The sequence below is a fragment of the Flavobacterium sp. genome (genome assembly GCF_043722275.1).
Taxonomy (GTDB): domain Bacteria; phylum Bacteroidota; class Bacteroidia; order Flavobacteriales; family Flavobacteriaceae; genus Flavobacterium.
The window spans coordinates 1-12195 of record NZ_JAYSPC010000120.1; the positions used below are offsets into that span (position 1 = coordinate 1).

The window sequence follows — 12195 nt, forward strand, 5'->3', positions numbered from 1 at the left end:
ATTTGGTATCTCTTTAGTCTTTTCATAAAGTTTTTTTTTGGATAAAATAATAAAAGAGTTGACAAAACATGATTCTAATTCCTATTATTTTGCGATTGGGATTAGCTTAAACTTTTAGCTTAAAACTTAAGTTTGTATAAATCATCTTTATTACAGTTTCTTTTTAGTCTGTTTGTGGCCTTATCTTGTAAAACAATGAATGTATTTAATCTTTTAAAGTTCCTTCTTTAAAATTTTATAAAAACAATATAAGCTGTGATTATCGTTTTTTAAATTAATTTATCAAATGATATTAAACAAAAAAATCTCCACTAGGGAGATTTTTTTATTCTGAGAATGAATATTATTTAGCTAAAAGCTCTAATATTTTTGCTTTTAATTCAGGTCCTCTTAAATCTTGTGCCACCACTTTTCCTGATGCATCAAGAATAAATGTTGCCGGAATAGATTCAACTCCGTATTGTTTTGCAATAGGTTCTTCCCAAAATTTTAAGTTAGAAACTTGCGTCCATGCTAAACCATCTTTTGCTATAGCTTCTTTCCACGCTGCTGCTTCCTTATCTAAAGAAACACCAACAATATTCAGTCCTTTTGAATGTAGCTCTTTATAGATAGCTACAACATTAGGATTTTCCTTTCTGCATGGTCCACACCATGAAGCCCAAAAATCAACAATAGTTACTTTACCTAAACTTTGTTTAAGCGAAACTACTTTTCCTTCCGGATTAGGAGCTGAAAAATCTGCTCTTCAGTTTGGGCTACCAACAGGAGCTGCTGACGCACCAACTGCAGGCATTTTTGCTTGACCTAATTTTGCTTTAATTTCTTTTCCTGGAGTACTGTTTTTCAAAGACTCATCTAAAGCATTGTATAAGCTTTCAGTCTTTTTGATATCAGCAGTAGGATCAGCAACCATACTTTGAATAATCAAAGCAGATATGTAAGCTTTTGGGTGACTTTCAGCGTAAGCTAAATATTTCTTTTTTGAGTTAGCCTGAACTTCAGTTTGAAGCGTCATGTATTGTTTCATCAAACCATTGATAGTTGCAGTATCCTGAGCTTGTTGGGCTTGTTGCATTTTCTGAGTATTTTTTTTCTGAAAATCAACTAAACTTTTTTGAGTTTTTGTTAAATCTTCGTTGAATTTCACATACTCTTCATTGTTATAAGTACCAGAAACTTTAGATTTATGGATACTATCTTTATCAATTGCAATATTAATTTCTCCAGTTTCTAATATAAAAGGAATTGGTCCGTTAGCACCTTGAAGAATTAATGTATGAAAAGCCGGCTCAGTTACTTTTCCTTTTATTTCGAATTTACCGTTTTCAACTTTTACTGTATCAAGAGATACTGCCATCTTAGTAGTAGGATCCTGACCTTGAAGAATGATTGTTTTTCCGTTTTCTATTCCTGTTGCAGTTCCAGTAATTAGATATTCTCCGTCTTTAACTTTGCTGCATGAAATAATCGCTACAGAAGCGGTTAGTAAAAAAAGTATTTTTTTCATTATAAAAAATTAATTAGTTAATTGATTTGTGCAACAAAAGTATCTAAAAATCTAAAACTTACAGAATTTTGTAACCTAAAATTTTGTTATAGTTTTTTTAAGCTTAATTCGCATCTAATCAGTGTGTTTACAGGGTTGATTTGATTTAAAACTCTTAATTATATTATTATTATGAGTTTAAATAGATAATTTTTTAATTTATATGCATAAAAAAAGCACTCTTATAACAGAGTGCTTTTGTAAATATTTAGGTATAAAACTATTCTTGATTAGTTTTCTTTCTCCAAGTAAAAGAGTTCAAAATGTGTCTTTTTGCGAATCTTCCAGGAGAATCAGCATTAACCATTTTCACGTAAGTAGCTTTAGGAACACTAATGTATTCGTAAACACTTCCGTTAGAAAAATCGATGATCAAACGACCTTCAACAAATTTATAATCAGTAATTGCCGAAGTTGCGATAGTCTCTGTATATTCCGGTAAATTAGCCTTAATCGTTTCAGGATTAATACTTACCAAAAAGTGATAAGCCTCAATTATAGCCTTACTTCTTTCTTCTGCTTCTTTCAATCCAGCGTCATCACCTTGAAATTTATCAGGATGAGATTCTTTCATCGCATTACGATAGATCGTTTTTAAATCTTTTAACTCTGCAGTTTTGTCTACGTTTAGTAACTTGCGGTATTCAACTATTTTTTTCATAAATAAGGTAACTACTTGTCTATTAGTTTGAAATTGAAATTAATTGTTCAAAAGACAAATTTTTTGCAAAGGTACACTTTTTTTTAACTTTTTACTTTTGAAGCAAAAAATATTCAAAAAATATCTAAAGTTTTGATTGTAAGTGCTAAAAAGCCATGTATTATCTTCCATAGTAATATTAAGGAGCTATTTCCCGCTCTCCGTTACAAACGAAGTTCACTGAACTCCAATTAAATAAATGCAATGTGAAGTAATCTTTTATGCTGAACCTCAGTATAAAAGGATTTCCACTACTATCGGGGCTATGGTATTAGGTTCAAATTAGAAATTTAGTTTAAAATGTTTTTTACCGCAGAGAACACAAAGTTTTTAATTTGGAGGTTCTGTAAAAACACAAAGTTCGCAAAGCTTTGTATTGAACCAGTTTTGCGAACTTTGTGTTTTATAACCGCAATGTGAGACAAAAAACTTTGCCAACTTTGCGGTAAATTCTCATTTCAACTTGAAACAAGGAAAACCTGAAACAAATCCTATTTATCCTCAGGTTTCTGATTCGCTTTATGAAAATTCTTAGACTTCTTTGGATATTTATTAAAACTAATATCACTTGGGTTTTCAATAATCGATTTAATGGTAATCAAATCACCAATAGCATGATTAGCATGTGCGATTTTATAATCCAAAAGATATTCACCACAAAAATAATTATTGTTTTCATCTTTTTCCATGATGCCAGTATAAACTCCTTTTTGCAACATTTTTTCTTGTGAATCCTTAGACATGACTTTTTATTTTAAAATTAAAGGTACAAAGTTAATCAATTTATGTTTGTTTTAGGGAGTTCTTGACAATCTCAGTATATTTGCACATGCAAAAAAACTTCAAGCCACATCCTAATTCGTTCAAAAATACATTTTGTGTTTTTCACGAAGTACTTTCAAATGAAATAGAAGGTTTAAAGAAACAGTTTGAAAGCAAAGCCGGAAGCACCTATTATTATACCGAAGCCGGAATGTATCGCGTTTCAAATCATTGGGGTAGATTAGCCAACAGCAAATGGCGTTTAGTGGCTCGTGAACCGGAAACCGAATCGAAAACTAAAATTGGTTTTGCCAATTGGAATGAATTTTATCCTGATAATGCCGAAGAAAAGTTATATTATATCGAAGCCAATTTTGATAAAAATACCGTAACATATCAGCATAAAAAAAATCCTGATTATAATAATAAAGCAATTTTAAGAACCAGTTTTGAAACCACAAAACGCATCAAACAAATCAGGAACTTGCAGCAATTAACATCATGGGCAAAACATTTTGATTATGACGATATTGATGATTTACGAAAGCAAATTATCACCGAATTAATTTACACCGAGAAAACTTTAGACGAAATAAAAAGAGAAATATAATGGGACGCAACAACGACAGAAACATCAAAAAACACAATGATAAACTTCATAAAGCGCAAGATAAAGCCAAACAAGCTGTAATTTCACGCAAAGAAAAATTGAAAGAAATTATCAAAAAGTTTAACGAAGACAAAAAAGAAGAGTAAAAAAAATAGTTTCAAGTTTTTACGCTAAGTAACTTGAAACCTGAAACAAAAATTAACAACAAGACATATGAAATTCGAAGATTTAAAAGTAAGCGTACAGGAAATTATTGATTTACTTGCTGCAAAAAATAATAGAGAAGCCAATAATAAATTGCTTGAAGTAAATGAAACTTTAGACGAAATGCTGGATCATGCAGAAGAAGATGAAGATTTAAGAGAAATCAGCAGATATCAGGTTTTATTGAATCAGTTACACGTTAAAATAAACGGCGAAGAACAAGTTGATGGAGAATAAATGTTTTTGCGATACAGGTTTATTATTTAAAGAGTGCTGCGGATTATATCTTGAAAATAATGAGAAAGCGCCAACAGCTTTATCTTTAATGCGTTCTCGATATTCGGCGTATGGAACTCATAATGCCGATTATCTTTTGGAAACTACTTATGTTTCCGAAAGAAAATATTACTCAAAAGCAGAAATTTTAAAATGGGCGACAAGTAATAAATGGCAAAAATTAGAAATTTTAAGTTCTTCTGAAAATACAGTAGAGTTTAAAGCCTATTTTTTGGATTCAAATAATCAACCTCAAATACATTATGAATTTTCGACATTTAAATTTGAAAATAATGCATGGTATTACGTTGACGGAAAGTTTGAATAATCGATATTATTCTTGCCAATATCAGTTAATTTATTTCAAATACTTTAACTAAAAATTAATAAACGTTTCTATTTTCATAATTCTAAAATAGCGTAATTTTAGAATTATGAAAAACGAATTTAAAAAAGGTTTTTATTTTAAGACGTACGAAGCCCCATTTCAGTCTCCGTTTGAAAAACTTTTTGGCATTTTCAAAGAGCTAATCACCCATACTTCGGGCGATTTTGATGAAGCTATAGACTGGCTTCGGGAATTGGACAAAGAATATAAACTGACCGACGAAAACTACACAATCGATAATTTTATCGAAGATTTAAAAAAGAAAGGTTACATAAAAGACGAGGTTAAGAAGGACGGAACTGGAGGTTTTGGAATCACTGCTAAAACAGAACGCGCGATTCGTCAACAAGCATTGGATCAAATTTTCGGAAATTTAAAGCGTTCCGGAAACGGAAATCACAAAACAAAACATGCCGGAAATGGTGATGAGCATACGGGAGAATTCCGCGAATTTAATTTTGGCGATGGATTAGAACGTATTTCATTGACTGAAAGTTTACGAAATGCACAAATCAACAATGGTGTTGAAAGTTTCATGCTGACCGAAAATGATTTGGTTGTCGAAGAAACCCAATACAAAGCCCAAATGAGCACCGTTTTGATGATCGACATAAGTCACAGTATGATTTTGTATGGCGAAGATCGAATCACGCCAGCCAAAAAAGTAGCGATGGCTTTAGCCGAATTAATCACAACGCGTTATCCAAAAGATACGCTGGATATTTTAGTTTTCGGAAATGATGCATGGACAATTCCAATAAAGGATTTGCCATATTTACAAGTTGGTCCGTATCACACAAACACGGTCGCGGGACTTCAGTTAGCAATGGATATTTTGCGCAGAAAGCGAAATACCAACAAACAAATTTTCATGATTACCGACGGAAAACCAAGTTGCGTGCGAGAACGTGATGGTTCCTATTATATGAACAGTAACGGACTCGATGAATATATTGTCGATAAATGTTACACGCAGGCACAACAAGCCAGAAAATTACACATACCAATTACGACATTTATGATCGCAAACGATCCGTATTTACAGCGTTTTGTCAATCAATTTACCGAAGCCAATCAGGGAAAAGCATTTTATACCGGACTAAAAGGTTTAGGAGAAATGATTTTTGAAGATTATGAAACAAACAGGAAGAAAAGAGTTCGTTAAATAGGTTCAAAGGTTCAGAGTAACAAAGCGACAAAGGTTTTCAGCTGTCACGCTGAGCGAAGTCGAAGCGCATTTTGTTCAAAGATTTTATACATAACGCATATCGTAGAGGCGCACAGCAGTGCGTCTTACACAAAGTAATGACACAATCTCCTTGTCATTCACAAAAACAATAAAATAACAAAATACATATTTCATAAAATGGAAATAAAAAATATAAACACATTAGGTCAATTAAAAGCCGCTGGATATAAAAGTATAAGTATCAAGGACGAATTAAGAAATAATCTACGTGAGAAAATAAAATCCGGAAAACCGGTTTTTGAAGGCGTTCATGGTTTCGAAAATACAGTAATTCCAGAATTGGAACGAGCTATTTTATCACGTCATAACATCAATTTATTAGGATTGCGCGGACAAGCTAAAACACGTTTGGCTCGTAAAATGGTCGAATTATTAGATGAATACATTCCGTTTGTGGCGGGATCAGAAATTAATGACGATCCGTTAAATCCGATTTCTCGTTTTGCAAAAGATATAATTAATGAAAAAGGTGATGAAACACCAATTTCCTGGTTGCATAGAAACGAACGTTTCTTTGAGAAATTAGCAACACCGGATGTAACTGTAGCCGATTTAATTGGAGACGTAGATCCTATAAAAGCAGCAAATTTAAAATTATCCTATGCAGATGATCGCGTAATTCACTTCGGGATGATTCCCAGAGCGAACCGTTGTATTTTTGTCATAAACGAATTACCAGATTTACAAGCCAGAATTCAGGTAGCTTTGTTCAATATTTTGCAGGAAGGTGATATTCAAATTAGAGGATTTAAACTGAGAATGCCACTTGATATGCAATTTATATTCACGGCAAATCCAGAAGATTATACGAATCGTGGAAGCATTGTAACGCCGTTAAAAGATAGAATTGGATCTCAAATCCTGACACATTATCCTGAAAGTGTTGCTATTGCAAGGATGATTACAGAACAAGAAGCCAAGTTAGATGAAACGCAACACAAATTGGTTCATGTGCCAAGTTTGGCAAAAGACATTTTAGAACAAATAAGTTTTGAAGCTCGTGACAGCGAATACATCGACAATAAAAGCGGAGTAAGTGCGAGAATGAGTATTACGGCTTTTGAGAATTTAATGAGCACCGCAGAACGTCGAGCTTTAAAATCAGGAGTTGATAAAACAACTTTACGTTTATCTGATTTTATCGGAATTATTCCGGCGATTACAGGAAAAGTAGAATTAGTTTACGAAGGAGAGCAGGAGGGAGCTGCCGCAGTTGCACAGAATTTAATAGGTTCAGCGATTAAAACTTTGTTTCCAACACTTTTACCTAAAATAGAAAAGCTTGAAAAGCCAGATGCAAAAACACCATATTCTGATTTGATCGAATGGTTTTTTGCCGAAAGCGGTTTTGAATTATTAGATGATGCTAAAGACGAAGACTATAAAAAGATTCTTGACGAAGTAACGCCATTAGATATTATATTGAAAAAATATCAGCCTCAATTAGATAAAAACGATCAATATTTCTTCAAAGAATTTATTTTATGGGGATTAGTCGAATATAAAAAATTAAGCAAAGACCGTTTTGCGCAAGGGCATCAGTTTAAAGATATGTACGGAAGTTATATCAGTAAATTGTAAAATAAAATATTATTTTCTATGTCAATCCCGACAGGTTTTCATAACCTGTCGGGTTTACTATTTCTGTAGTTTGTCATTTCGACCGAAGGGAGAAATCACATCAAGTATTCGCCAAAGAAAATCGTCAATCTTTGCGGAGCTTCTAGTGTGATTTCTCCTTTCGTCGGATGACAAAGATTGCGTCAAACCCGATAGGTTTTTAAAACCTGTCGGGTTTACTATTTATAGAAGTTAGCAAACTATATTTCAAAATTTTTATTATTGAGAATAAAGCTATTACCAGTTTAAATTCATCTACCTTGCTCCGTTGACTGTATTTGCAGTTTCCCCAAAATAGAAATGGAAAATGGTTTCGAAGATTTGATTGCGAGTTATATTGAGAACAAAGTAGGAATTTCAGAACATTTTTTAAGTGCTGAATTAGCCAATAATTTAAAGCAGAATTTACTCGATTTAAATCAGAAAAGTTTGTTACAGGCAGCAGGAATAGGAAATTCAGAAAAACTGTCTTATGATGGCGCCATCAGGAGCGATTCTATTTATTGGCTGGACAAAAATCATAATAATGTTTTCGAAAATGAGTTTTTTGCTCAAATCGACGCCTTTATTATTTACCTTAACGAAAGCTGTTATGCCGGAATCACCGGTTATGAATTTCATTATTCTTTGTATGAAACAGGTGATTTTTATCTCAAACATTTAGATCAGTTTAAAAATAATCCAAGCCGAAAATATTCCATGATCAGCTATCTTAACAGCAATTGGCAGGAAAGTGACGGAGGAGAATTAATGATTCACCAGGAAAACAACAATCAAAAAATTTCACCAACTCAGGGCAAAACGGTATTCTTTAAAAGCAACGAATTAGTTCATGAAGTTTTGGTAACTCAAAATACCAGAATGAGTATTACGGGCTGGCTTAAAAGTGATTAATTTTTTAAAAGATGCAAAAAAAAAGGTGAATTTTAACGCAAAGAACGCTAAGATTTTTACCCAATATTACGTTGAAAAATAAAAAGTTCACAAAGCAGTTTCACACAAAGCTTTGCGAACTTTGTGTTTATATAAAACCCTTGCAAGTAGAAAATCTTTGCGTTCTTTGCGGTAAATTAATTCTACATCGAAATGAGAATTTTACCTCAAGTTTGCAAAACAGGTTCAAAATAAAGCTTTTGCAACTTTGCGTTAAAAAAAAATGAAACCAAAAGACTTTAAGTACTATTTTTGTTCAAAATTCTATCCTATGCTGTTTCTTGTTTTAAGTATTTTTTGTAGTGTAATTGTTGGTGTAATTTTCAAAATAACCCGTAAATACAATAGTAATCCCATTCAAATTGTAGCAATAAATTATTTGACTGCTTTAGCGCTTTGTTATTTTACTTTTAGTCCAAATCTGGCGGAAGTTAATTCAAATGCACCCTGGAATATTTATATTGCAATTGGCGTTTTATTACCTTTTGTATTGTTGTCTTTAGTGGCTTCAATAAGACATATGGGAATCGTAAAAACCGATGCAGCACAACGATTATCACTGTTTATACCAATAATTGCAGCCTGGCTTATTTTCAAGGAAGAATTTAATTCATATAAAGTTATTGGACTTATAATAGGATTTCTGGCACTTTTATTTATTCTGCAAAAGCAATCTGATAATACCCAAAATAAGTGGCTTTTTCCCACTGCTGTTTTCATAGGTTTTGGAGTAATTGATATTCTCTTCAAGCAAATTGCCATTTATACAACCTTGCCTTATCCTACTTCTTTATTTGTTGTTTTTTGCATTTCTTTAGCAGTTGCGATTTTAATTTCGATTTACGAAATGACGACTAAAAAAATAAAGTTACAGCCTAAAAATATTCTTTTCGGGATTTTCGTGGGAATTTTTAATTTTGGAAATATCCTATTTTATTTAAAAGCACATAAGGCTTTCGCCGAAAATCCATCAACGGTTTTTGCAGGAATGAATATGGGCGTTATCATCTTAGGAAGTCTTGTTGGGTTACTATTTTTTAAAGAAAAATTATCCAAAATTAATTTTATAGGTCTCTTTTTAGCTTTAATTTCAATTTTTTTTATAGTTATTTCACAATTCAAATAATTTTTTTTAAGCCTTAAGCCTTTAATTTACAGCTGTTTTTATGTTATCTTATCATTATATCGAAAATAAACTCTACTAATTCTATAGAATTTAAGAAATATATTTATAGATTTGCAGTAACAATGAAAAACTATAGTCTAAATATCATCCCGTTCATGTGCAGCTTCACGATGTGTTGCATGACGAACTATGCGATGAGATGGCGTTAATAGAGAAAGTACTTGTTAGTTATTTTTTTTTTAGCCTTTCATGCACCATGAAAGGCTTTTTTTAGAATTAGTAAAAAATAAATAAATGAGATCAAATAGAAATACCAATATAATGATGCAGTGCTGCCTGATGAAAATTCCATGTTGCAGCTGTAAATTATTAATGAAGAAGAAATAATAACAGCTTGGATATAAGAGCTTCAAAAATAAGATACCAAATAACCCAAATTAAAAAAATATATCATGAGTGCAGAATTAATAAAACAGAATCCTTTTCAATCAATGATTGATCGCTTTAATATCGCTGCTGACATTCTAAATTTAAATGAATCGATCAGACAGAAACTACAACGACCTGAAAAACAAATCGTCGTTAATTTTTCTATCACGTTAGACAACGGAACAGAACAAAATTTTGAAGGATATCGCGTAATTCATAATACGGCTTTAGGACCATCAAAAGGTGGAATTCGTTATGATACAGGCGTAAATCTTGATGAAGTAAAAGCCCTTGCTGCCTGGATGACATGGAAATCAGCCGTTACGGGAATTCCGTTTGGAGGAGCAAAAGGCGGAATCATTTGTGATCCAAAAAAACTTTCTAAAACCGAATTAGAAAAAATTACCAGAGCGTATACAAAAGCTTTAGCAGATATTTTTGGACCTGAAAAAGACGTTCCGGCTCCGGACATGGGAACTGGTCCTGACGAAATGGGCTGGTTAATGGATGAGTTTTCAATAGTTCACGGCAAAACAATTCATGCCGTTGTAACCGGAAAACATTTGCATTCAGGAGGATCTTTAGGCAGAGTAGAAGCAACAGGAAGAGGCGTGAGTATTATCACTTTATTAGCGCTTCATAAATTAAAACTAAGACCTGCAAGATCTACCGTTGCGATTCAGGGATTTGGAAATGTAGGATTGCATTCGGCTTTGTTTTTGTTCGAAAAAGGACTAAAAGTAGTCGCTGTTAGTGATGTTTCCGAAGCTTTTTACAATCCTGACGGACTTAATATTCCGGAACTGATTTTATATTATAATCTCAATAATAAAAGTATTAAAGGATATCCAAATTCAGTTCCCATCAAACACGAAGACTTGCTATTATTAGAAGTTGATGTGTTGATTCCGGCTGCAAAAGAAGATGTTATTACACAAAAAAATGCGAATGATATTCGTGCAAAAATTATACTTGAAGGCGCAAACGGACCAGTTTCATCAGATGCTGATGCAATATTGCACAATAACAATGTTTTAGTGGTTCCTGATATTTTGGCAAATGCGGGAGGCGTTACGGTTTCTTATTTTGAGTGGCTTCAAAATTCACTTTTAGAGTCATGGAGAATTCACCAGATCAATACTCGTTTGGAGGATATATTAGAAAAAGGTTTTGAAACTGTTTTTAGAGTTGCAGCAAAACATAACGTAACCCCACGTATTGCCGCTTATATCATCGCTTTACAAAAAGTAGCCGATACTCAAGCTGTAAAAGAAGTAGCATTAGAGGAACCGAAGTTTAAGCAGAATTAAAAAGTAGGTTTTATAATTTTAAAGATTATTTTCATCAGTTAATGATTTGATTTTCAGAAGAAAATTGATTGTTAATTGATGAAAATATCTTTGTTTAAAATTTATAGCAAATTGTATTTGAGTTTTTTATAATCAAAAAAAGTAATTTTTAAAATGGAACATATTAATTTTCTAGCTTTTGCAATGCCTGCTTTTTTTCTCTTCTTATTTTTAGAATATAAATTAGCGAAACGCAAAAAGAGACCGGAAATTTTTAATTATGAAAGTTCAGTTTCAAATATTAGCATTGGCATTGCAGAGCGATTGATCAATTTATTTATTGCCGCAAGTTTCTATCAATTGTATTATTTGATTTATGACAACTATAGAATTTTTGATATTCCGAGTAATGTTTTTATTTGGTTTGCCTTAATTCTCGCCACTGATTTTGTCTGGTATTGGTACCACAGATTAGGGCATGAAGTTAATTTTTTCTGGGCGGCACATATTGTACATCATCACAGCGAAGAGTTTAATTTTACCGCTGCAGCCAGGATTACAACTTTTCAGGCCGTTGTCAGAACCGGTTTTTGGTGCGTACTTCCGTTAGTTGGTTTTCATCCGTCAATGGTAATTACAATGTTGATTGTTCACGGCGCTTATTCGTTTTTTACGCACACACAAGTTATTGGTCGAATAAAATGGCTTGAGTATGTTCTGGTAACGCCATCAGTTCACGGCGTTCATCACGCATCTGACGAGAAATATTTAGACAAAAATTACGGAGATATGTTCACCTTTTGGGATCGGCTTTTTGGGACTTTTCAGGCCGAAGAGGAAAAACCAAAATACGGATTAACACATCCGCTAAAAAGTTATAGTTTCCTATGGCAGCATTTTCATTATTACTTCGAAATTTATGAATTATGGAAACGATCCGAAGGTTTTAAGGCAAAATGGAAAGCCGTTTTTGGAAGTCCCGCACACATGGATCAGGATATTCGTCCAACCTTAGAAAAACGTTTTTTACAGGATAAAACAAATCCCCATCAAAGACTTC

The 12195-nt window shown here is 32.8% G+C and carries 13 protein-coding genes and 1 pseudogene; 10 read left to right on the top strand and 4 right to left on the bottom strand.

Going from position 1 to position 12195, the window contains the following annotated elements:
- Positions 1–343: 343 nt before the first annotated feature.
- The 4 genes and pseudogenes from ACHZDT_RS15125 to ACHZDT_RS15140 form a co-directional block, all read right to left on the bottom strand.
- Positions 344–730: pseudogene (locus tag ACHZDT_RS15125) on the bottom strand (TlpA family protein disulfide reductase); the annotation flags it as partial.
- Between the two features lie 18 nt (positions 731–748).
- On the bottom strand, positions 749–1510 hold the full coding sequence (locus tag ACHZDT_RS15130) for a DUF4369 domain-containing protein (protein WP_394775456.1): 762 nt from the start codon (positions 1508–1510) through the stop codon (positions 749–751).
- 259 nt (positions 1511–1769) lie between these two features.
- Positions 1770–2210 carry a KTSC domain-containing protein gene (locus ACHZDT_RS15135; RefSeq protein ID WP_394775457.1) on the bottom strand — a complete coding sequence of 147 codons (441 nt, stop codon included), beginning with the start codon at positions 2208–2210 and terminating at the stop codon, positions 1770–1772.
- Between the two features lie 530 nt (positions 2211–2740).
- Positions 2741–2992 carry a hypothetical protein gene (locus tag ACHZDT_RS15140; protein WP_394775458.1) on the bottom strand — a complete coding sequence of 84 codons (252 nt, stop codon included), beginning with the start codon at positions 2990–2992 and terminating at the stop codon, positions 2741–2743.
- 86 nt (positions 2993–3078) lie between these two features.
- Here ACHZDT_RS15140 and ACHZDT_RS15145 point away from each other — a divergent pair, with 86 nt between their 5' ends.
- From ACHZDT_RS15145 to ACHZDT_RS15190, 10 genes are all read left to right on the top strand, one after another.
- Positions 3079–3621 (top strand): hypothetical protein, encoded by a 543-nt coding sequence (locus ACHZDT_RS15145; RefSeq protein WP_394775459.1) that lies wholly within the window; start codon positions 3079–3081, stop codon positions 3619–3621.
- Positions 3621–3767 carry a hypothetical protein gene (locus ACHZDT_RS15150; RefSeq protein WP_394775460.1) on the top strand — a complete coding sequence of 49 codons (147 nt, stop codon included), beginning with the start codon at positions 3621–3623 and terminating at the stop codon, positions 3765–3767. Before ACHZDT_RS15145 ends, ACHZDT_RS15150 begins: the two co-directional genes overlap by 1 nt.
- A gap of 67 nt (positions 3768–3834) precedes the next feature.
- Entirely contained in the window at positions 3835–4062 is a 228-nt protein-coding gene (locus ACHZDT_RS15155; RefSeq protein ID WP_394775461.1) for a hypothetical protein, read from the top strand.
- Entirely contained in the window at positions 4052–4429 is a 378-nt protein-coding gene (locus tag ACHZDT_RS15160; RefSeq protein WP_394775462.1) for a YchJ family protein, read from the top strand. The genes ACHZDT_RS15155 and ACHZDT_RS15160 overlap by 11 nt, the downstream gene beginning before the upstream one ends.
- Positions 4430–4535: 106 nt before the next feature.
- A complete protein-coding gene (locus tag ACHZDT_RS15165; protein ID WP_394775463.1) occupies positions 4536–5654 on the top strand; it encodes a VWA domain-containing protein in 1119 nt (372 codons plus the stop codon).
- A 201-nt stretch (positions 5655–5855) separates the two neighbouring features.
- Positions 5856–7319, top strand: coding sequence for an AAA family ATPase (locus tag ACHZDT_RS15170; protein ID WP_394775464.1), 1464 nt, complete (start codon positions 5856–5858; stop codon positions 7317–7319).
- A 339-nt stretch (positions 7320–7658) separates the two neighbouring features.
- A complete protein-coding gene (locus ACHZDT_RS15175; RefSeq protein WP_394775465.1) occupies positions 7659–8252 on the top strand; it encodes a 2OG-Fe(II) oxygenase in 594 nt (197 codons plus the stop codon).
- Between the two features lie 310 nt (positions 8253–8562).
- The gene (locus tag ACHZDT_RS15180; protein ID WP_394775466.1) at positions 8563–9417 is read left to right on the top strand and encodes an EamA family transporter; all 855 of its coding nucleotides are present in this window, start codon (positions 8563–8565) and stop codon (positions 9415–9417) included.
- Positions 9418–9869: 452 nt separating this feature from the next.
- The gene (locus ACHZDT_RS15185) at positions 9870–11156 is read left to right on the top strand and encodes a Glu/Leu/Phe/Val dehydrogenase (RefSeq protein WP_394775467.1); all 1287 of its coding nucleotides are present in this window, start codon (positions 9870–9872) and stop codon (positions 11154–11156) included.
- Between the two features lie 153 nt (positions 11157–11309).
- A partial coding sequence (locus ACHZDT_RS15190; RefSeq protein ID WP_394775468.1) for a sterol desaturase family protein occupies positions 11310–12195 on the top strand: 886 nt, incomplete at its 3' end.